Here is a 20,843-nt window from a genome sequence, read left to right as displayed (position 1 = left end):
AGTATAAATGTAAGTATAATTATACGTGTAAGTGAGATAATTTTTTACAGATTATTAGCGTATCCTGCATCATTTGAAAATATAAAGGAACGTTTATTTTTTAAATTTGTAGCCACTTATATTCATAAAGTTATTCATACGTATAAATATAAATAAAAACTGGAAACAATTTAAGTATGAGTGCTAAAATGTTCTTAAGATTTTAAAGTTATATTATAACTTTAATCACTGTTAATTTTATTTAGAAGCAAATGAAAGGATAAGAAGAATGAAATTTATTACATTTTCAGCTATCAAAGGTGGTGTAGGAAAAACAACACTAGCGTTCAACTATGCAGAATGGCTTGCTCAAGAAAATAATAGTAATGTTTTACTAATCGATTTAGATCATCAATGCAATCTTTCTCAGATATATGATCATTATGAAACTGACGGAACAGTTGGTGGTATCTTTTTGGAAAATAGTACCGCAGTAATTAGAAAGGTTAAAGATAATATTAGCTTAATCACAGGAGATATGCATTTAGATCAGATTGAAACATCAATTGAAAATAAGACCAATAAAAACATGCTTTTGTATATGTGGCTGGCCGATAATTATGATGCTCTGCATTTAGATAAATTTGATTACGTGATTTTTGACACTCGTCCGGATTTTGATACTGCAATTAAAAATGCAATTATTGTAAGTGATATTATTTTAAGTCCGATCACCCCTAGTGAACACGGGTATAATGCAAAGTTCAATTTGGAAGAACGGATAAAGGAATTAAAGAAGGAGGCTATCGATTTTAGTACTAGAAAATCATATGTAACAGCTAATCTATTTTATATTGCTAATATGGTAAGGCACAATACAAAGTCATCTCATGAATTATTGAATGTCATTGAAAAGGAAAAAGATGTACTCGCGGTTATACCCCAAAAAGAATTATTTAATCGATCTACTTTAGATAAAATTTCAATTACATCGATGAGTAAGGACCATAAGACCTATATTAGAAATAGAAAATTTTTTGATGAGATAAATTCAACCTTTACGAAACTAACAGATAAAATAAGTCACACATAATTTGCTTTGTTATAAAATATCAAATATACTTACATTTATAAGTATAAAGATACTTATAAATATTATAATATGATTTAGCTATAATTAAGCTAAAGATCTTTGTTTGGTAATAAAAATTATAATTTATAAATATAAATTTATTTATAAGTACAAGTATAAATAACCTTATATTTATAAATATCTTTATAGTAGTACATATAAGGGGGAAAATTATGGGCTTCGATCCAAAAAATAAGCAAATACAAGAAACTTTAAAAGAGGGCAGTAAAAAAGCTGAACAACTAAAAAAAGATAAGAATAGTCAATTTTCAGTTATTCCACCGATTAACTCAGTAAAGATAGAAAATACAAAAAATTATACTTTCAGTCTTAAGCCAAGTGTAAGAAAAAAACTAAAAGAAGTTGCAAGTATGAGGAATTATAGATCTGATTCTAAATTTCTTTCTGATCTCATTGAGAACTTATAATTAAAAGTAAGCAATCAGTATATACAAACACTTTGCCACTATGAAATGTCCCATAAAAGTTAGACAATAATCTGACTATTAGGAGCACTTTTTTATGAGTAGATATTCGACTGCTTTGAAAATTGAAGTTGTTTGTAACTATCTAGCACGCCAAAATTCTTTGGCGGGGTTAAACGAAAAAAGGGAAGGCTGTTAAATCAGTCTTCCCTTTTGCTATACGGCTTCAAATTCACAAACAATTATTTGCTGCAGTTTTAAGCCGTACAGCTCTAAGTTTCGTAGTAACTTCGCTAAATGTACACTATGTTAAGCGAAGTTGCTTTGGTATATATGGAATTATTTTTTGATTGGGTATTTAATTTGCTTAATTTGTAATTAATTTGCGTATTTGGGTTGCTTATTTTTTGTTATTTCTGAAGAATATCATCCACTCATAAACACATGTAATAACTGTTATTAGATAATCATACCAATGAAAAGCTTTTGCAAAGCCCACTAGAGAGAGGAGAAACACGGCAATCAACGCTAAAGTAAAAAAGATAGGTATAGCAAGCGTCATATTATATCTGGCAAGCCAAGTATCGATTGGCAGAAGCTCTAGAGCCAAGATAATGATTATTATTAAAGTAGTATTCATGTTGTAGTCACACCTTTAGATTATTTATAGATAAATAAATACGATTGTTCGTGCCGTCCAGTAAGCGACTGTGCTGTTAAAGTGAAGATAATGAATTAGTGCATATCGTATACCATCTTCAGCTTTACCTTCATAATCAGTTAGAAAGTTTACAAAAGCTTTTAGTGATTTAGCTTTTAAACTGTTACCAGTGATTTTAGCAACATATTTGGCAATTTCTTTAATTGTTTCTAACTTTAAACCACGCGTCAGGTTATTGTTTTGTTCAGTAATTTTGTCTTGTAAGAGAGTATTCTGTTGCTCCTCATTAAGTCCAGCACCATTAACAATTTGATCAAACTCATCTTGTTGATCTTTAGTTAATGAACCGTACAATGCCTCATATGAACTGTTGTTTTGATTTTCATTGGAATTACTTACGGAGTTGTCCGTAGCAGCAAATGTATTTACTACAGTTGTTGCCATAGTCGTTCCTATAAAACTTGCTGCCCCAAGAGAAATTCCCAATTTTTTAATGGTACTTTTCATAATAGTACGCCTTTCATAATATTTTAGATCAATGTCGACATTGATATTAAAACCATAGTTCAGCATAAAAATTTGTCAACAAATAATATTAAAAAATAATCATGTATATATAAACATATAGTTCGTTAAATATCCAGTTAATTTGTGCTTTATAATATGAAATTATCAAGTTTTTCAAAGATTAATAACTAGAAGATAAAATAAAAAATGACTCTTACGAGTCATTTGAAATATTGATTACTTATTTAAAAAATACAGTGAAAATTAATATTATAGTAGGTGAAATTATTGTCAAAATAACTTTGAATACGTTACTTTTAAACATTAAGTTCCCTATTGTTAGCGAATGATTATAAGTCAGTTAGAAGTGATCTTAAGATGCCTCAAGGTCTTATGCCCAATTATTTAAAAATCTTTTGCCACCAGTGTTCATTTTTTCGAACTGGCTCTTTTAGTTCATTATCAATGTTTCTTTCCTTACGTTCTAAAGAGCCCTGCTCTTTTATCTTTTGGTCTCTGCCATGTAACTGTTGTTGTTGGTTCATAAGCTGCATTAACCGATCAAACTTTTTTCCTAAAGCCCTATTAGCTTCTCTTAACTCTTTATTCTGCTCCTCGATTTTACTTAAATATCGATTATTAAGCTGATCAATTTCTTCTTGTTGTTTCGCTACTTTTTCTTCCAAATGTCTGACGTAATCAGTTTTACTAATTGATCTAGCAGAACCTACTTCACCATTTTTAAAATGAGCAATGACTTTCTTCGCTTCTGATTCATCAAGAACCATTTTTCTATTTTCTTTTTTATATATTATCTTATATTTTTTTATATACGAATTAATCCTTGTTCTATATCTTGCTACTTCTTTATTAGATGCTGTAGGTACTATTATATCAATTATTTCTCTTATATCTTTCATATATATTTCTCTTATATTGCTATATATTACTATATATTTCTATATATTATTATATATCAATAACAGGACGAAGTCCTCAAAAGAGTAAAGAGGGTTTTATTAAAACATAGAAGCACACGTAGATTTCAAAAGTGTAGATATACAAAAAGGCAATCCAAATGGATTGCCTAGACGTCTAGTATGTCTCTTTTGCATGCGAGGATCGCACTTTATTTTTCACGAAGTTTTTTATAAATCTTTTAAAACTGATAGCCATTTGGCTTAGCACTACTTCGACTAATATTTATATTAGGTTGCCTGGTCCAGTAAAGGTAGCCTTAATAGACAATTAACCAGATAGCTATTAGAATTTAAGGATAAAGGAGTAATTACAATGAAAATTAACAAAAAATTGTTTATTAGCTTATTAGCTGGAATATTGACAACAACATCATTAGCAGTTACTACAACTAATATTGATCAAGCTCAAACTACTACGTCAAATGTAAATTCTGAGCAAGGCAAGCTAACCTTGAATCATAAGACTCGTGTTTATAACAAAAAGGGTAAGAAAAAGTATTCTTATCTTAAAACGAATGGGCTGCTAAAAAAGGGTGCTTTAGTAAGATATGTTGGCAAAATTAAAGCCCTATCTGATCCAGATACCAAGCGTTATTCCTTTAATGACAAAGATATGAACTGGTATTATCTACCATATAAAACAATTAAAGGTAAACAATACTACAACATCGGTCATGGCGGTTATATTAAAGCTATAAATGTTGATAGTATCAATGGAAATAAGTTATTTACTAATTATGCTACTGTTACAATAGCATCATCGCCATTTTCTTCTGATAAAGATTTTACAAAAGCAAATCTTGTTAATAATAAAGGTGAATTTACCAATAAATATGTCAAAAAGGGTACGAAACTAGTGGTTGATCGTCGCAGTAATAGAGAAGAACTAGCAGGGACGACTAAAATTGATATGCTTGATAATGGAGTTCTAGAAGTATTCCGCATAAAAAACAATAAAAAATTGTTTGTTTTAAGAGACGACCTTAAAACGCAGCCTCGTCAGCAACTAATACCGTATACTAATATCATGCATGTAAGATTTGTGAATGACGCATATCTTTATAATATAAAAGGAGAATTTGCGGACGATTCATGGTTTAGTTCAGGTGATACGGTTTCGGTTACAGGATTAAGATATATATGGGTTCCAGCAGATAAAAAAGCAGAACTATTTTATGAAGTTTTAGATTCACCTTCATCGATGTCAAACTGTAATTTTGTGAAAGCTTCGACTGCTAAATATACTTTTGGCAATCATTTAAAGCCAATAAATACAGCAGCTGATGTCACGCCAGCCAACATAGAAAAAATATAAAAGAATAAAGTTAAATATAAAAAGCAATGAATCCTCATTGTTTTTTTTTTGCTTAAAACTTGCACAATTCCTCCAACAAAGAATTAAGCCGACATTAGTCGGCTTAATTCCTCCTTACGTGCTATTTTAATTATGATCTCGAGATTAAAGATTTGGATAGATAATTATTTTTTCAATTAGTAAAGGAGTTTCGATATGAGAAAAGTATCTAGTGTAACGCCAAGTTTGAAATATGAATTGAATGGTCTCCATCAGGTAGTTGTTCAAAAAGGTAATGTAGCAACTAAATATATATATGCGTTGCAGCAATTGGCCAAAGGTACAGATACTGTAGTTTATAGAGCAAGAAAAGATGGATTTAATGCACAATTTACAAAAGGCGAAAAGCATTTTCGGTTATTTTTAAAGGGTGCTAAAAAGAGTGGTACAGCAGGTTCTCATACACAAACTTGGGAATATGCTGGACCTAACGGCAATGGTGAGTGGTTTATTGGTACAAAACCTAAAAAACTTTCAAGCTCTAAATATTACTGGGCTACTCAAATAGCAAGGGTAAAATTTCAAAATAAAAAATATACGAAAAATACACAGATGCCTAGGTTGTCAGCTCTTAATAGAGCAGGAGCAGGCTATGATGATAATGTAGTTTATCCAGGAGTTAATTTGCTTAGATCCGAAGCTGCGGTTTCTCCAAATTATCTAGATATGTTGATTGTTACTATTGATACAAGTGGAACGGCTCATTTTGGTTTCTACTCAGTGAATGAAATTAATAAAGCTCTCAATGGTGGTCCTACAAATTATCCGCTTGATCAATTTCGTTGTTCTTATGCATTTAAAATTGAGAATTTTACATCTGCTGTTGGATCAATTCAGGGCTTTGATATAGACGATAAAAAAAATATCTATATTTCAAGTGAAGCTGCACCTAAAACAGATGATGTAGGTCAAGGGGTAGCTCAAGATCGTTATATTTATAAAATACCTTATGGTTATCAAAAACTGCCGAATGGATTAGTGGATTGGAATAGCACAGAGAACTGGCATAGAATTAATTTGAATGCTAATAATAATGATCACAATAATGGTTCAGTCTTAGATCGGAGTAAATTTGTTACTGAGTTTGAAAGTATTCAAGTAATTAATAAAAATGATGCATATTTAACGGTCTCATATCATGACGCAACTACATTAAAGACTTTGCACAGTAGAATTTATGAAATTACTTGGAATGACCCAGAGTAGTAATAAGTTTTATAAATAGATCATAAAATATTTAAAAGTCTCAAACAGCTCACTTACTGTTGAGACTCTTTCTTTTATACAAACCAAAATAGCAAGGAGGAATATGCATAATGTATAAAAAACTGATAATTTTGCTAACCTCAACTGCCTTTTGTGGACTCGTTTCAATGCTAATCAATTTTTATCAGTGGCATGTAAAAACAAGAAATACTGCAAATGATAAAGAACGGCGACGATTATATAACGAAGTAAAATACTATCGTACAAAGTTTCTTAATGATGAAAATGAAATTGATCATTTAAAAGAAAAAATTCGTAAATTAAAGGCAGCACAATTTACTACTGTCAAGGAGAGAAGTGATATTGATGGATAAATTAACGTCTATTTTACAATTGTTAAGCACGCTAGCTGTAATAATTGCGTTTATTCTTGTTGGTATTTATCCATATATTAAAGAACGTAATAAATCTTTAGCAGATAAGTTAGATGTATGGTATAAGCTTGCTCAAGTTTTAGTTAACGAGGAAGCTATTAAAAGTGAGAAATCTGGTGCAGATAAAAAACAGACAGCTACTGATACATTAATGATCCAAGCAAAAAAGTTAAAAGTACCATTAACCAAGAATGTGGCTGCTGGATTGGTACAAAATGCTTATAATCAAACTAAAACAAGACGTAGTTGAATGCCTACAAAGCAGATTTAGCAAATTGCGTAAATCATACAAGAACTTAATGAGCAGGTAGTTGAATTATATAATTTATTAGATTAATGATAATTAGCCATTAAAACACGCTGGCAGCAATTTGTTGTTAATCTAGAAAGCTTTTAAGCTTGATAGAATACTACTCTCAGTCTAAAAGACTATTAATTTTAAAAAAATTAGTAGAATTTGATATTTCTATGGTATGATTACTTTAACAAGCAAATAAAATGCCTTGATTGCCAATAAGGACAATCAAGGCATGAAAAAAGCTAATCTCAAACTTTTGCAGGGTAACAGATTAGCTTCATCAATTAAATTAAGTATAACAAAAATACTTAAAAATTCAAGAGATGAAGTTAAAAAGACCTTCGAGTTAAAAGATTAGCCCGGAGGTCTTTTCCGTTATCAAGCGAACCAACAGGACAAAGTTGAAAAAAGGGACAGGTTTAATAGAGCCATTTCAAGTAATAAATCTATTTCCGAAAGCACGTAACGAATGCAGTGGGGCAAGTGGCGGTGACGACCAGCAGTTAAGCAAACCAGGTCAGGGCGGTACAGACGACTACTGTGTGATCAGAATTACTCATATGTAAGGCGAGCAGGCAGCAGTGGAACATACGGCAGTAGCAAGGACAGAACATAGTACGAGGTACTATTGGCTGGGGTTAGCATATGGCGTTGCCCAGACCTTCAGATCATATTTTGGAGCGACAAAAAACAACGGCTCGGCTACTGTGCAGGGCGTTTTTTAGCTTAAATGTATGCTGGTCCTTTGTGGCCAGATTAGTAACCAACGATCGACAAAGCGGTTAGTTAGATAGTTTCTTCTCCTTATTGCAAGGGGAAATTACCTAACTAACCGCTTTGCGGTTATGTTAGTTACCTTATGGGGCCAGTGTGCCCACTGCAGGGAACAGTAATTGGCAGTTTAGGTTAATTATTTGATCTTGTTTTAGGTTTAGGTGGAGCAGCTGGCGTAGTAGATTTTGGTTCAGCAGTCTTTCATGGTTTATTTGCAGGTTAGGGTGTCGAGTAGTGTTTTAGTTTTGCTTGTAGGAGATTAACCTGGTTCTTGATGTTGATTTATATTGGTCGTTCGTTGTCATTTATCGGATTAGATAAAGTTGTTTTGTTACCTATATCTTGGAATTTCACAAATTTTTAGGAAAGAGCATAAGGAGAACTGCTATCACTTACTTAACGTAAGGTGATAGCTTGGCGGTGCCAAGCGTTTTCTAACAGCAGCTGCCTGCTAGCACTTTTTTTGCGAAATATCCCAATATGGGACTGTTGCAAACGCTGGTGTAGAGCTGAAAGCCCCATCTGGGTTTGTGAAAGGGAGCTGACAGTCCCAAAATGGGATTGTTAAAAACCCTGGTAGAGCAACATTCTCACGAAGGTAAAAATTACTTCTAAAACCGTATTTTGGTTTTATTGAATGCCAGGCTCGCTTTAGATGTAATGGAGAGCGGGGGGGTAAAAAATAAAAGTAGGCGAAATAGTTGAGGAATGATTTTGTCTACTTTTAAAAAATTGGGACAGTCATTTTTGAGCAAAAAGGGAAATGATTTTGGCAGGTAAATCACACAGCTTATCGTCAAGAAGTCGTCCATTTGGTGGAAAATCAGGTGTAAGTATACCCGAGGACGACAAAACGGCTCACAGGGGCTAATAGGGGCCAAATTAGGCAAATTAAAATAAAGCTTAAATTATTGTATAAAAATAGCACTAGGATTAATTACTAGTGCTATTTTGGACTTTTAAATAACTTTAAAGGTAATTCCAATTACTCCAAAATCCAAGGAGAATAAAAATTATCATTATAATAATTAACGATGCAATTCCAGCTATAACTTTTAACTTTCTTTTACTAATGTTAACTTTGGCATTATTAGCCAAATATTCGTTAGCGAACATTGTAAATGTGGAAAGTATAATAAACCATAGCCTCCAAACTCCACCAGACCTTGAACGAATGAAAATCGGACTGAGAGTAGTGATTGATGTTATCAAGAAAAACATTATCGTTAAATAATATTTATTAGTTAACTTTTTCATTGCTTATACCATATTAGCAGGCAAGACCTGCTCCTGTCCAAATAGCTCCTAGACCAACACCAACTAATGCTGCTCCTATACCCGTAGCTCCTGCAGCCACAGATCCAATTGCCCATCCAAGACTGGTAGCAGTACCAGCGCCGGCCATTGTCCACGAACAAGCCTTATGATGCCTAACTTTTCTTAAAAGTGGATTTTCATAAGTAAATTCATCTGGGTGATTTTTAGCATATTCATTAACTTTATCTAATGCAGATTGTACATCTTCTACAGTTACTTTAAGATTAGTTCGCTTTAAAGATTGTGCTAGATAATCTTTATCTACAATTTTGACTTGGGCAACGCCGGATGAATCCGGATAAGTAATCAGAGATCCTTTGATAGCAGCATTAAGAGTTTCAGTTTCTGCTTTGGTTAGCTGATTGCTCGTTGCTGTTGATTGAGCAGGAGTAATTGTTGTTGCAGATACTGTTGTAGCTGGTACTGCGAGCATCGAAACGCACACAGCAGTTGATGACAGTAGGGTTATTAAATGCTTCATATTTATTTCTTCTTTCTATAATTAAAATAAAAGTTTCAAGCTTTTATTTTTTGCTGATTATAATAATAGCTCTGGTTTGCAATAAAATCAATAAAAAATTAATATAGAAATATATAAAGGGGCAATAATTATGAAAAAGGCATTTATCAATGTGGTTATTTTGATACAGTTAGGTCTATCTGTGCTTAATTGTAATTTTCAAGATACAAAAGCTGCTGAAATTGATGATACTGAACATGTTGGATATAGAGATAACAGTGAATTAGTGTTGCGATATCAAAATACAGAGTATCAAAAGGCTACCAAAACTTTTATTAAAATTTCTCCTAAAAAAATAAATAAATTACTTGATAAAAAAAACAAAAGAGTCATTTATGTATTTTGGGGAAAAGCCTCTTGTCCATACTGCAGAGCTTTCGTCCCTGGATTAGCAAAGCTTAGTAAAAAAAGGAAAATAAAAATTTATTACATAAATACTGAAAACACAGATAAAGATAAGTATTTAAAAAAAGAACGAAAAAAGTATAAAGTTGGAAGTGTTCCAACTTTAATAAAAATTAAAAACAAAAGACATTTTAAAGTGTTTGATCGAGGTAAAAGTACTTTGAATCAATTTTTGACAAAAAATTATTGATACGTGCAGTTTTTAATGATTAGTTTGAAAAAGCATATTTATCTAAAATGATTTTAATTGGTCTAATTGTGAAATTATCAGGTAACGAAAAAAGGGAAGGTTGATTTAACAGCCTTCCCTTTTGCTATACGGCTTCAAATTCACAAACATTTTTTTGCTGCAGTTTGAAGCCTTGTAGCACTAGGTTTCGTAGCAACTTCGCTTAATGTACATTATGTTAAGTTGCTTTGGTATATATGGAATTATTTTTTTGATTAGGTATTTAATCTGCTTAATTTGTAATTAATTTGCGTATTTGAGTTTTGGTTTGCTTATTTTTTGTTATTTTTGAAGAATATCATCCATTCATAAACACATGTAATAACTGCTATTAGATAATCATACCAATGAAAAGCTTTTGAAAAGCCCACTAAAGAGAGGAGAAACACAGCAATCAACGCTAAAGTAAAAAGGATAGGCATAGCAAGCGTCATATTGTATCTGGCAAGCCAAGTATCGATTGGCAGAAGCTCTAGAGCCAAGATAATGATTATTATTAAAGTAGTATTCATGTTATAGTCACACCTTTTAGATTATTTAAAGATAGATAAATACGACTGTTCGTGCCGTCCAGTAAGCGACTGTGCTGTTAAGGTGAAGATAATGAATTAGCGCATATCGTATACCATCTTCAGCTTTACCTTCATAATCAGTTAGAAAGTTTACAAAAGCTTTTAGTGGCTTAGTTTTTAAACTGTTACCAGTAATTTTAGCAACGTATTTGGCAATTTTCTTAATTGTTTCTAACTTTAAGCCACGTGTCAGGTTATTGTTTTGTTCAGTAATTTTGTCTTGTAAGAGAGTATTCTGCTGCTCCTCATTAAGTCCAGCACCATTAACAATTTGATCAAACTCATCTTGTTGATCTTTAGTTAATGAACCGTACAATGCCTCATATGAACTGTCGTTTTGATTTTCATTGGAATTACTTACGGAGTTATCCGTAGCAGCAAATGTATTTACTACAGTTGTTGCCATAGTCGTTCCTATAAAACTTGCTGCCGCAAGAGAAATTCCCAATTTTTTAATGGTACTTTTCATAATAGTACGCCTTTCATAAAATTTTAGATCAATGTCGACATTGATATTAAAACTATAATTCAGTATAAAAATTTGTCAACAAATAATATTAAAAAATATTTATGTATATATAAACATATAGTTCATTAAATATCCAGTTAATTTGTGCTTGATAATATGAACTTATCAAATTTTTCAAAGATTAATAACTAGAAGATAAAATAAAAAATGACTCTTACGAGTCATTTGAAATATTGATTACTTATTTAAAAAAGACAGTGGAAATTAATATTATAGTGGGTGCAAATATTGCCAAAATAACTTTAAATACGTTACTTTTAAACGTTAAGTTCCCTATTGTTAGTGAATAATTATAAGCCAGTTAGAAGTGAACTTAATATGTCTCAAGGTCTTATGCCCAATTACTTAAAAATTTTTTGCCACCAGTGTTCATTTTTTCGAACTGGCTCTTTTAGGCCATTAGCAATATTTTTTCTTTATGTTTTAAAGAGCCCAGGCAGTTACCCAACTAAGACGTGAGCTTAAAGTCAGCGTACCTTTTATTCTTGATACCATTAATGCCAATTCCAATCTGCTGCACTTATCCCGCAGTAATTACTACTATAATTTTAGAGAAGAAGGACCAAGAGCGGGATAATCGAGAAATAATGGCTGAAATCAAAGCTATTTATGAAGAACACAAGCACCGCTATGGCTATCGCCGCATTACTGCAGAGCTTAATGAATAAGCTGAAATTATTTGACATAGTCAGTAAACGCTAGCACAAATACAGCAGCTATCGCAGCACCCAGGGTCCGATTAAGCCTGACCTGATTAAACGCAGCTTCAGTGCGGTTTATTCCAATCACAAAAGGTATTCAGATATAACTTAGTTTAAGTTTAAGGGTCAAAAGACCTATTTATCACCGATCATTGACGGCTGCACCCAAGAGATTGTTTCTTATACCATTTCCCGCAGTCCTAATCTTAACAGACTATGGATATGTTAAAAAGGCCTGGCAAAAATATCCAGCCTTGAATGGCTTGATATTCCATACTGATCAAGGCTGGCAATACCAAAATGGACAGTTTCAAGCGTGGCTGAAAAGCCATGGCATTGACCAATCAATGACACGCAAGAGCAATTCCCTTAATGAAGGGTTAATGGAAGGCTCCTTCGGCATGCTCAAACGAGAAATGTTTTATGGTTTTTAAAAGCAGTTTAACAGATTTTAGATTATTTAACTAATAGAAATTTGCGATAAGATTAAAGCCCACAGCTGCATCAGCATAATCTGTGTTCTTATCCCACGCTATGCCTACTCCCATTTTTGTATAATTGGGATTAAGCAATAAATCACGGTGTTGCCAGTTAGAAGCAGCATCATAATAAATAAAACAATCTAAAATTTCTTTTGCAGTTATTTCAGGTGAACCATAAGCACTCGCTGTGCCACCAGCTAAAACTTCACCAAACTTTGTTTTTTCACCGTTAGGTCGAACATGGCTATAGTTTCGAAGAGTTTCCTTAGCACGCAATTTGGCGTATGAGTGTAAAGCCTCATTGTAAATAAAAGGCCTCATTCCCTTATTATTTCGTAAAGCATTTAATTGGCTAAGAAAGCTGTCTTCAATAGCCTTTGTGTAACTATCATTTTTAATTTCAGTGATAGTTTTTTTAGGGCTACTAGACAATATAGATCTATTTTCTTGGTCTGCATCATCCTTATCTTTTTTACTTGAGTTTTCAACATCAGTTTTTAATAGCCAATTATCTTTATTTACTGCTAGCCATTCATTACCGTTTGAGTCCCTTTGTTTTTCATATATTTTCTGTTTACCAATAAAATCATTTCCAAACGCACTGTCTTTTTGCGGTATAACGTGCGCACTAACATAATTTTCGAGGTTAATAGTAAACAGATACTTTTTTATTTTTCTAACATTGGACTTTTTTATGTACTTATTTTTACCGATTCTAATAAACTTTTTTCCTTTTATTTTTTTCCTATTATAGACTTTTATTAATTTGCCCTTTTTTAAAGTAAAGTCAATTTTTCTTTTTCCTTTGTTATTGTAAATAAAGGCATTATGAGTAATCTTTGCTTTCTGATAGCTAGAAGCTTGGACAACATTATGAAAACTGTTTGTTTCCACATCAACACAACTAAATAATGCCAGGGATAAAGCAATACTACTGTTTAATTTAATCACTTTCCTTTTGAAATTCATTTTTCCTCCTTGTGATAGTTAAGAATATTGTTTACATGACTATCATAATAAAAGTAAAATTTTTATTCAGAAGTTTTCATGTAATGAATTTTATAAAAATATGAATGAATTTCTGTAAATTTAAAAAGTAAAGCATAAATTTAAATTCCCTCCTATTATGTTTCTATACAGACTAGTAAGTTTTTTCTGTATATTGAATAAAAGTGAAGGGAATTGTTGATGAAATTAAGCAAAGTAATTAGTGAGAATAACGTAAAACCTCACAAAAAAATAAAACTTTCTTCGGCTATTGGTTTAGCTTTATCTGTTTTTTTAGGATCAAGTGAACAAGCTTTTGCAGCTGGACATCATTATATGAGGCTTGATGCAAAAAAGCCACCATCTTCTGTACAGATAGTTAAAGATTCTTTTGGTACAAGATATTTTGCTGATGTTAATGGACCAGGAGGATTTGATGACCGACATGAAGCAATGCATTCAAGCAAAGGGTTTCGTTTTTATTGCATTAACCCGGGAAAATATACACCTTATGGAACATCAAAGAAAATAGCTACCCAAGCTTCTGTTGGTGTAAAAAAAGTTTTACGAGCAGGGTTTGGTGTAAATAGTGCAGAAGAAATGGGATTTAAGGGATATAGTTCTGAAGCTGAATATGCGACACAATTAGCTGTTTGGGTGGCTTGTGGTGCAACAACCCATATTACCTGGCACAACGATGCCCATGGTAAAAAAGTCCATGAAATTTATAACTGGATTCAGAAGCATAAGAACGATAAAAAATACAATACATCAGGTAAAACAACCTTAAAGATTAAAGCAACTAATGTTAATAAAGAAAAAGGTACAGCAACACTGACACCAATTGTCAGCGAAAATGGTTCTCCCATATCTGTGGATGTTACATTAGAAGCTGCAAATTTAACGACAGCTGATTTGAAACCGATTCCCAAATCAATTAAGTCTAATAAACCAATCAATGTTAAACTAAAAGAAAATGGTGAAAATTCGGATGATATACCTAAAGCTTCAATTACTGCAACTACACCACGTTTCGTTTTAATAACGCCAGTATATAAGTCATCTTCTGCTAATACCCAGAACACCGTAGGAATTGTAGGATGTAAATCGGGGAATGCACAAGACACATGGTCTTTTAGTAAAATTTTTGAACCTAATACACCGCCAACGCCGCCAGAAGTTAAAAAAATCAAAGCACAATTTGATCTGGTAAAAAAAGACGATGAAGGGAATCCTGTCAATGAGGCTAAATTTGATGTGTATACAGCAGATGAAGGTTGGTCGATGGATCGATTAATTGGCACTATTACCACTGATAAAAATGGGGTTGCTCGTTCGGGTATCATAGATCCAGGACATTATATCGCTATAGAAAAATCAACGGGAAAGAATCTAGATGTAGATGCGACTCCAGTAGAAATTGATCTAACTGAGGAAAACTTAACTAATAATGCCAAAATTACTAAGGAAGTGATAGATGGCGAAGAAATAATCGTCTATCACTTGACCGTGCAGGGTCCGATTAACAATCACAAAAAGCCGCTTTTGACCTCGCTTTTGACCAATTTAGAAGACAATACGAAATATAGTCAGCCGATTCATGGGCCTCAGATCTTAAACGAGCATTTGTATTTTAGTCACTTAGTCGGCACTGTTAGCTATAACGTGCATGCATGGCTGGTAGACAAAGCGACTGGTCAACCGCTGGTAATTAATGGGCAGAAAATTGAAGCTCATAAGACGATCGGTTCTCCTAATAATGACAGTAACGACGGTGGAATAGAAGCTGTAACTGACCTTCAATTAAGAATACCCAACGCCTCCTGCTTAGCTGGGAAAGACCTAGTAGCTTTTTCAGAAATAGCACGCAGTGATAAGCCCGAACATTGGACAGCTGTCCATGAAGACTTAAATGACAAAAACGAGACAGTGCATTTTTCTAATCCAAATATCCATACCAATGCTGTTAACAAGGAGACTTTAGGTAAGCAGCTACAGCCAACAGACGGCGAAACTATTACTGATGTAGTCAGTTATCGGGAACTAATTCCAGGTAAGCAGTATACCCTGAAAGGTATAATTATGGATAAGGATAGTGGAAATGCAGTGATGAATGATGGTAAAATGGTAAAATTCATACACAAATTCACTCCAGCGGCCTCTAATGGTCGAACTAGTGTCAAGGTTAGATTTGATGCGCATCATTATCGGAACCACAGGCTTGTAGTCTATGAAAGTCTGTATTACAACGACTATCTGCTTACAGACCACCGCGATTTAAATGATATTGGTCAGTCACTGGATACGACCAATCCACAGCTACATACGACACTAAGCGATAATACACAGAAAGTTCTAGCACCGAAGAAAGAAAACACAGTGGAAGATATTGTTCGTTACACAGACTTAATTCCAGGCGTGACATACAGCGTGCGCGGAAAACTGATAGATCAAGTAACAGGTATGCCTGTGGTTAAGCAGGGAGTACCAGTCATGGCAACAGCCACGTTCAAGCCCAACCTTGCTAACGGGACAATAACGCTGACCTTTGTATTTGACGGGACGCAATACAAGGGACACAATATTACAGCTTTTGAGAGTATATATACCAATGGTAGAATTGTCGCGGCTCATGAAGATTTGAGCGACGCAGCACAGACTGTTGCAGTAGATCATACAAGTGGCACAGTGATCCCATTGCCACAGCCTCGCCCGGATACCAGTCACAATAGTGCTCAAGTTATTGTTAACAACAATAACAACAATAATAACAATAACAATATTACGAATGAAAATAGTAATAACATCATAGATGACACGGGTAATACTGCCTGCAGGCAAACTGATAGCATTGCAGACATAGAAAGCAAATGTTTTGACACAAATAAAGTTTCAAGTTGTAGTGAAGGAACGGTGGGGAAAAATTGTCAAAAGAGCTCAATTGGAGAAGATCTATCCAAACAAAGTGAGACCGACGAACTAAATCGTGATAAACGGGTACCAATAGAGGAGAGCAAATCCCAAATGGATATCCATACCATATTGCCAGTAATGCGAAAGCAAGTAGCCACAAATAAAGCACAGCCGCTACAGACGCAGAAAGAAATCCTGCCACAAACAGGAATAGGAGAGGATAGGCCTCTGCAAGGGGTAGGAATAGCTATGTTTGTTACCGCTATGAGTAGCTTAGTATATGACGCAAGACGAAAACAAACTGTAGCATAAAAAGCGATAACATATAAAAAAATCTATATTATATACTATATTTTTTGAAAACCAGGTAAGTCAATAACTTGGTTTTTTTATGCTATTAGGAATCTAAATTGTAATTGAATCAATATATAAAATTTATAATTTTATGATTACAAAGATTTTTTACTTATTATGTTAAGTCTAGGCTAAAAACTTTTTGACAAGTAAACTTTGAAACTCTTTTGGATAACAATTAAGTAAGCATTTTGTACATTATTTCTGGATGCTTTTTTTATACAGTGAAAAATTAGAAAAGAAGCCATATAATTCTGGCTAGTATAAATATATTTATATTTATGCTTATATTAACATTTATAAATATAAGTAATTAAATATATAATTATCTGTAGTGGCATTCTTTTTACTTGTTTAAAATTTTTAGACCAGATTTAAATATATAATTTCCCCAAAGTTGATTTTATCGTTTTTGGAAGAAAAAAATGTATTTTGAAAAACTTTGATAATCTAAAAGAACAATTTTTGTATTTGTTAGAAGGAAAGTGGAAGCATATGAGCATAGATAATTTATCTGATGAGTTAGGTAGGGAAAGATTAGGAGACAATATTCAAGATATTCCATCTGATGGAGATGGTAAAAAAAGTGAAGAAAATAAAGTTAAAGGGAAGATAGCATATGAAAGTGGTGACAACACTATCCCAGACTTTTTAAGTAAAGCAGAAAAAATACCAAGTTATATGCAAGAAGAAGTTGCTGAACACCGTCGTCGAATGAATTCACAGAGTTCCTTAAGTGAAGAAGACTTAGTTGAAGCTGAGGGTGAATCTGTTAATACATTTAAAATTGGAACTAAAAATCTAACAATGTTGAAGATGAGAATCTACGAGAATAATGCTCCTATATATATACCTATGAACCATGCTGGGACGTATTATAGACATCTAGATGATTTAGTTGGACAACGAAAAAAAGTAGCGATTGATCAATTTGTTCAAACTAATGAAGGAGAGGCTGACTCCGAATATATTTTACTTGGATCAATTCAACAAGCTGAGTTCACTGTGGGCAATCCTCTTTATAATCAATACATTAAGGAACCTAAGCAAGTTACCTCAAAAGTCCGAGAAGGTGTTATAACACGAATTGTTGAAATTCCAGAAAAAATTATTGACTCTAATGGTGAGCGTAAAGTGGTACCACCTCGTGACATAGTTTTCTTTGATTATCACGGGATATCGTTAAGTATGCGTGGGAATGATTTTTGTTACTTGAGTAGAGTAGAACCGTTAAGTAAAAGAGCTTTTATCGGTCAAAAAATAAAATTTTCTATAACAAGAGTAATAAAATCTGACTATCGGGAATCTCAACGTGCAAAAGATGATGTGGAAACAGGTTTGTCTGTTCCACGTGGTATAAGATATATCATTAATACAACACGATTACCTTTTATTCCTGACCCAGCAGATGAAATAAGAAATAAATTAAATAGTAGGACAGTCTTTAAGGCTTATATTATTGGCGTTGATCCAGTTAAAGGAATTTTAGTAGAGGTAGCTCCAGGTTGGTCAATAAAGGGCGACTTATCGGGTAGATCTCCTTTCAAACCCACCTCTTTAGATGCAGCTAAGCACACCCCGGTAACAGTTATATTGACTGGCATAAACTTTAAGACACGAAGTGGTCGTTGTACAATAATTAAATTTCCACAAGGCGTTGCAAGAACGGATATTAGTAAGATGATGTAACAAATGAAAATGAATAAATTTTCTAAAAACAATTATTTTAAACCACCAGAAGATAGTATTCCAACCACAAATCTTAATGAAAATCCGTTTATTGATATTAATAATGGAAAGTTATTTTTACCGTCATTATTTACAAAGGAGGAAGAAGAACAATTTGAAATTCATCGAAATTTCATGCAAGAAGGCTTCGTTCGAATTCAAGATTCAGTAGCACATATTTATAGTTATGAAATTGCTGACGATTTTAATTATGTAATATGCCAATTAAATGACGAGGATTTATACTGGTTGAAATTTATTGGTCGATTTAAAAGCGTTCAAAAACTGCAAATCTATCGTCAAACTATTTTATATCCAGATATATTTACTCGTTCCAAAGTTGAAAAGTCACTAAAAAAACTATTTAGATACGGTCTAATTTGGCAATGGGACTTTAATAGAGATTTTTTGAAAAAAACAGTAAAGGTGTTTACGTTATCAGTGAACGGCTTTCGCTTTTTAGAGTACTTTTTTAGCAGCGAAAGACGTTATTTTCAACCGCAAAACTATTTTACAATAAAATCTATTTATCATATTCGTTTTTGGGAAACAGTTGACATATATCAGCTGTTATTAAGCTTACCGATATACAAAGGTTTTGAAACTTTTTTTAACTTAGGTAGGGTTGATGAAAATATGAAAAAAAATATGACATCCCCGTTGCAAATTGCAATTGAACTTGTTCCTAATCAGATTGAAAATTTGGTTTTTTTTCCAGCTTTGCAAAGCGACAGTATTGATTACTACAAAGACGTAATAATTCGTTGGAATAAGTTTACTGAAAATGGTAGTGATCTGACTAAGCCAATAAATAAACTAAGTGGAAACCAAAATATCTTGGTCTTTTATACTCCTACAGTGAAACTAGCTTCACAATTAAATGTTCAACTAAGTTTAGCAAAATTTAGATTTCCGATATTACTATTAGTAGGCTCGGTTATTCAAAAGGATGGGATTGTTAATGCATTCTATCTTTCCAGTGACGATAGTTCATCTGGGTTGAAGCAAATAATTTTACCTAATTTAATTGATACTAAAAGAAAGAAAGAAAATGATGGTTAACTTTCTAAAACTTCTCAGCACTTTGACTATGTTTGGATCAATGGTTCTATTTTTAACTGCATGTGGTGGTAGTAATGCAACTACTCCGGTTGCGCAGCAAAAAGTTAATACGAATGAAAAGCTAAAAAGCATTAGTTTAGATTTCTATATGGGTGATATAGCTCAAGCAGAAGGAGTTTTATCAATACCAGTAATTTTGACTAACTCCGGAACTGATAGAACCGTTATTAGTTCTCAAAATTTTTTTCTCAAAATTGAGAACCATACCTTTAAAAGTTTACAAGTACCAAATGAGCCAAGTGATTTTCATTATGCTCTGGGAAGTAATCAAACTTGGGGAAATACAATTTCATTTTATATAGGAACCGAATTATTAAATAAAGATTTAAAAAAAGTTTCTTTGGTCTATCGTAATGACAATGGCATTTATGTAAAAGCTAAATTTATTGATAGTGCAAATGCCCAACAAAAAACTCAAAATATAAATAATAGCCAATATCTATCTGTTGGAGACTACTATTTAAATGCTAAAAACTATATCAAACAAACTAAAGACATTGTAAAAAGTGGCGGAAATGCTAACTCTCTAATGTCACAATTTCAAGATTCAAAGTTTGACCAATTCCGATTATGGATAGTTGTATCAAGTAAATTTCCCGAATACATTATTATAAAAGCAATAAATAATACTAATTCGAATCTTATTTTTTCTTTTTCAGATATCGAACTTCGAGATAAAAATAAGAATGATTTTTTAGTTCATCCTACGTACCGTGATTACAATGCTTTAATTTCTCATGGAAAAGCAATTAATATTATTGTTCCAATGGAAAGCAAATTAAAAGCTAAGAATAAACCATATCAAATTTATTTAAGATCGTCTGAGGACAACGAATTCAATTCAACACAGAATAGTTTTAATCCTGCTGAATTTTCATATAACAATAGTAAAGACTTTTCCTCTGTATTATCAACAACGCCTGATCAATATCCCAAAAGTGGTATAAAATGGCTTTTACCAAAATTAGATAAAAACAGTTTAAAGATTCGTGTAAAACTCTATGACTATTTTTATGTAACATATACAAAATCTAGATTTGAACTGGTGGGATTAAATAATGATGGAACGGTAGGAGAAAATGTTAAGCCCTATAAAGTGACACCAACTAAAATTACTAATACTGGAAGTGATGTTGAATTTAAATTTAGTGATTTAACAGTTGTAAAAACGTATAAGAAAATAGCGCTTAGATACAATAATAAAACGCTATGTACAATCAAATAAACTTTTTAC

At 32.6% G+C, this 20,843-nt stretch carries 21 protein-coding genes; 14 read left to right on the top strand and 7 right to left on the bottom strand.

Annotated elements, in window-relative coordinates:
- Positions 1–268: 268 nt before the first annotated feature.
- Both ACFQ32_RS08590 and ACFQ32_RS08585 read left to right on the top strand, forming a co-directional pair.
- Entirely contained in the window at positions 269–1,072 is an 804-nt protein-coding gene (locus tag ACFQ32_RS08590; protein WP_046325871.1) for a ParA family protein, read from the top strand.
- Between the two features lie 212 nt (positions 1,073–1,284).
- Positions 1,285–1,539 (top strand): hypothetical protein, encoded by a 255-nt coding sequence (locus tag ACFQ32_RS08585; protein WP_046325870.1) that lies wholly within the window; start codon positions 1,285–1,287, stop codon positions 1,537–1,539.
- A gap of 397 nt (positions 1,540–1,936) precedes the next feature.
- On the opposite strand, the gene ACFQ32_RS08580 is transcribed toward ACFQ32_RS08585, so the two are convergent.
- The 3 genes from ACFQ32_RS08580 to ACFQ32_RS08570 form a co-directional block, all read right to left on the bottom strand.
- A complete protein-coding gene (locus ACFQ32_RS08580) occupies positions 1,937–2,176 on the bottom strand; it encodes a hypothetical protein (RefSeq protein ID WP_046325869.1) in 240 nt (79 codons plus the stop codon).
- A gap of 24 nt (positions 2,177–2,200) precedes the next feature.
- Entirely contained in the window at positions 2,201–2,704 is a 504-nt protein-coding gene (locus tag ACFQ32_RS08575) for a hypothetical protein (protein ID WP_379907130.1), read from the bottom strand.
- Between the two features lie 401 nt (positions 2,705–3,105).
- A complete protein-coding gene (locus tag ACFQ32_RS08570; protein ID WP_038521150.1) occupies positions 3,106–3,624 on the bottom strand; it encodes a hypothetical protein in 519 nt (172 codons plus the stop codon).
- A 373-nt stretch (positions 3,625–3,997) separates the two neighbouring features.
- Here ACFQ32_RS08570 and ACFQ32_RS08565 point away from each other — a divergent pair, with 373 nt between their 5' ends.
- The 5 genes from ACFQ32_RS08565 to ACFQ32_RS08545 all read left to right on the top strand — a co-directional run bounded on the left by ACFQ32_RS08565 (position 3,998) and on the right by ACFQ32_RS08545 (position 7,701).
- Positions 3,998–4,999 carry an SLAP domain-containing protein gene (locus ACFQ32_RS08565; RefSeq protein WP_052059623.1) on the top strand — a complete coding sequence of 334 codons (1,002 nt, stop codon included), beginning with the start codon at positions 3,998–4,000 and terminating at the stop codon, positions 4,997–4,999.
- 195 nt (positions 5,000–5,194) lie between these two features.
- A complete protein-coding gene (locus tag ACFQ32_RS08560) occupies positions 5,195–6,244 on the top strand; it encodes a helveticin J family class III bacteriocin (protein WP_046333027.1) in 1,050 nt (349 codons plus the stop codon).
- Positions 6,245–6,354: 110 nt separating this feature from the next.
- Complete coding sequence (locus tag ACFQ32_RS08555; RefSeq protein WP_038521153.1) at positions 6,355–6,618, top strand: hypothetical protein; 264 nt, start codon at positions 6,355–6,357, stop codon at positions 6,616–6,618.
- Positions 6,611–6,928, top strand: coding sequence for a phage holin, LLH family (locus ACFQ32_RS08550; protein ID WP_038521156.1), 318 nt, complete (start codon positions 6,611–6,613; stop codon positions 6,926–6,928). The genes ACFQ32_RS08555 and ACFQ32_RS08550 overlap by 8 nt, the downstream gene beginning before the upstream one ends.
- A gap of 629 nt (positions 6,929–7,557) precedes the next feature.
- The gene (locus ACFQ32_RS08545; protein ID WP_158593833.1) at positions 7,558–7,701 is read left to right on the top strand and encodes a hypothetical protein; all 144 of its coding nucleotides are present in this window, start codon (positions 7,558–7,560) and stop codon (positions 7,699–7,701) included.
- Positions 7,702–9,020: 1,319 nt separating this feature from the next.
- Here ACFQ32_RS08545 and ACFQ32_RS08540 read toward each other — a convergent pair.
- Complete coding sequence (locus ACFQ32_RS08540) at positions 9,021–9,548, bottom strand: hypothetical protein (protein ID WP_122028983.1); 528 nt, start codon at positions 9,546–9,548, stop codon at positions 9,021–9,023.
- Between the two features lie 130 nt (positions 9,549–9,678).
- On the opposite strand from ACFQ32_RS08540, the gene ACFQ32_RS08535 reads away from it, so the two are divergent.
- Positions 9,679–10,182, top strand: a complete 504-nt coding sequence (locus ACFQ32_RS08535; RefSeq protein WP_052726935.1) for a thioredoxin family protein — start codon at positions 9,679–9,681, stop codon at positions 10,180–10,182.
- 311 nt (positions 10,183–10,493) lie between these two features.
- Here ACFQ32_RS08535 and ACFQ32_RS08530 read toward each other — a convergent pair whose 3' ends face one another.
- Together ACFQ32_RS08530 and ACFQ32_RS08525 are read right to left on the bottom strand one after the other, a co-directional pair.
- The gene (locus tag ACFQ32_RS08530; RefSeq protein WP_038521144.1) at positions 10,494–10,733 is read right to left on the bottom strand and encodes a hypothetical protein; all 240 of its coding nucleotides are present in this window, start codon (positions 10,731–10,733) and stop codon (positions 10,494–10,496) included.
- A gap of 25 nt (positions 10,734–10,758) precedes the next feature.
- Positions 10,759–11,262: a hypothetical protein gene (locus tag ACFQ32_RS08525; protein WP_379907129.1), complete on the bottom strand. Its 504-nt coding sequence runs from the start codon at positions 11,260–11,262 to the stop codon at positions 10,759–10,761.
- A gap of 557 nt (positions 11,263–11,819) precedes the next feature.
- Between ACFQ32_RS08525 and ACFQ32_RS08520 the strand changes: the two genes are divergently transcribed.
- Positions 11,820–11,990 (top strand): IS3 family transposase, encoded by a 171-nt coding sequence (locus ACFQ32_RS08520; RefSeq protein ID WP_084608724.1) that lies wholly within the window; start codon positions 11,820–11,822, stop codon positions 11,988–11,990.
- A gap of 206 nt (positions 11,991–12,196) precedes the next feature.
- Positions 12,197–12,457, top strand: coding sequence for a DDE-type integrase/transposase/recombinase (locus tag ACFQ32_RS08515; protein WP_052724696.1), 261 nt, complete (start codon positions 12,197–12,199; stop codon positions 12,455–12,457).
- A 30-nt stretch (positions 12,458–12,487) separates the two neighbouring features.
- Here the strand turns inward: ACFQ32_RS08515 and ACFQ32_RS08510 are convergent, their stop codons facing one another.
- A complete protein-coding gene (locus ACFQ32_RS08510) occupies positions 12,488–13,474 on the bottom strand; it encodes an SLAP domain-containing protein (protein WP_046325867.1) in 987 nt (328 codons plus the stop codon).
- A gap of 219 nt (positions 13,475–13,693) precedes the next feature.
- Here ACFQ32_RS08510 and ACFQ32_RS08505 point away from each other — a divergent pair, with 219 nt between their 5' ends.
- The 4 genes from ACFQ32_RS08505 to ACFQ32_RS08490 all read left to right on the top strand — a co-directional run bounded on the left by ACFQ32_RS08505 (position 13,694) and on the right by ACFQ32_RS08490 (position 20,834).
- Entirely contained in the window at positions 13,694–16,717 is a 3,024-nt protein-coding gene (locus ACFQ32_RS08505) for a VaFE repeat-containing surface-anchored protein (RefSeq protein ID WP_046325866.1), read from the top strand.
- Positions 16,718–17,191: 474 nt separating this feature from the next.
- On the top strand, positions 17,192–18,448 hold the full coding sequence (locus tag ACFQ32_RS08500) for a hypothetical protein (protein WP_046325865.1): 1,257 nt from the start codon (positions 17,192–17,194) through the stop codon (positions 18,446–18,448).
- 3 nt (positions 18,449–18,451) lie between these two features.
- The gene (locus ACFQ32_RS08495; RefSeq protein ID WP_052724695.1) at positions 18,452–19,549 is read left to right on the top strand and encodes a hypothetical protein; all 1,098 of its coding nucleotides are present in this window, start codon (positions 18,452–18,454) and stop codon (positions 19,547–19,549) included.
- A complete protein-coding gene (locus ACFQ32_RS08490; protein WP_046325864.1) occupies positions 19,539–20,834 on the top strand; it encodes a hypothetical protein in 1,296 nt (431 codons plus the stop codon). The genes ACFQ32_RS08495 and ACFQ32_RS08490 overlap by 11 nt, the downstream gene beginning before the upstream one ends.
- Positions 20,835–20,843: the final 9 nt, after the last annotated feature.

Source organism: Lactobacillus melliventris (assembly GCF_042679465.1).
Taxonomy (GTDB): Bacteria; Bacillota; Bacilli; order Lactobacillales; family Lactobacillaceae; genus Lactobacillus; species Lactobacillus melliventris.
This window is presented reverse-complemented; position numbering and strand designations above follow the sequence as displayed.

Excerpts from the sequence above, each read along its gene's own strand:
- ACFQ32_RS08590 (WP_046325871.1), top strand. The coding sequence starts at position 269 with ATGAAATTTATTACATTTTCAGCTATCAAAGGTGGTGTAGGAAAAACA.
- ACFQ32_RS08585 (WP_046325870.1), top strand. The coding sequence starts at position 1,285 with ATGGGCTTCGATCCAAAAAATAAGCAAATACAAGAAACTTTAAAAGAG.
- ACFQ32_RS08580 (WP_046325869.1), bottom strand. The coding sequence starts at position 2,176 with ATGAATACTACTTTAATAATAATCATTATCTTGGCTCTAGAGCTTCTG.
- ACFQ32_RS08575 (WP_379907130.1), bottom strand. The coding sequence starts at position 2,704 with ATGAAAAGTACCATTAAAAAATTGGGAATTTCTCTTGGGGCAGCAAGT.
- ACFQ32_RS08570 (WP_038521150.1), bottom strand. The coding sequence starts at position 3,624 with ATGAAAGATATAAGAGAAATAATTGATATAATAGTACCTACAGCATCT.
- ACFQ32_RS08565 (WP_052059623.1), top strand. The coding sequence starts at position 3,998 with ATGAAAATTAACAAAAAATTGTTTATTAGCTTATTAGCTGGAATATTG.
- ACFQ32_RS08560 (WP_046333027.1), top strand. The coding sequence starts at position 5,195 with ATGAGAAAAGTATCTAGTGTAACGCCAAGTTTGAAATATGAATTGAAT.
- ACFQ32_RS08555 (WP_038521153.1), top strand. The coding sequence starts at position 6,355 with ATGTATAAAAAACTGATAATTTTGCTAACCTCAACTGCCTTTTGTGGA.
- ACFQ32_RS08550 (WP_038521156.1), top strand. The coding sequence starts at position 6,611 with ATGGATAAATTAACGTCTATTTTACAATTGTTAAGCACGCTAGCTGTA.
- ACFQ32_RS08540 (WP_122028983.1), bottom strand. The coding sequence starts at position 9,548 with ATGAAGCATTTAATAACCCTACTGTCATCAACTGCTGTGTGCGTTTCG.
- ACFQ32_RS08535 (WP_052726935.1), top strand. The coding sequence starts at position 9,679 with ATGAAAAAGGCATTTATCAATGTGGTTATTTTGATACAGTTAGGTCTA.
- ACFQ32_RS08530 (WP_038521144.1), bottom strand. The coding sequence starts at position 10,733 with ATGAATACTACTTTAATAATAATCATTATCTTGGCTCTAGAGCTTCTG.
- ACFQ32_RS08525 (WP_379907129.1), bottom strand. The coding sequence starts at position 11,262 with ATGAAAAGTACCATTAAAAAATTGGGAATTTCTCTTGCGGCAGCAAGT.
- ACFQ32_RS08520 (WP_084608724.1), top strand. The coding sequence starts at position 11,820 with ATGCCAATTCCAATCTGCTGCACTTATCCCGCAGTAATTACTACTATA.
- ACFQ32_RS08510 (WP_046325867.1), bottom strand. The coding sequence starts at position 13,474 with ATGAATTTCAAAAGGAAAGTGATTAAATTAAACAGTAGTATTGCTTTA.
- ACFQ32_RS08505 (WP_046325866.1), top strand. The coding sequence starts at position 13,694 with ATGAAATTAAGCAAAGTAATTAGTGAGAATAACGTAAAACCTCACAAA.
- ACFQ32_RS08495 (WP_052724695.1), top strand. The coding sequence starts at position 18,452 with ATGAAAATGAATAAATTTTCTAAAAACAATTATTTTAAACCACCAGAA.
- ACFQ32_RS08490 (WP_046325864.1), top strand. The coding sequence starts at position 19,539 with ATGATGGTTAACTTTCTAAAACTTCTCAGCACTTTGACTATGTTTGGA.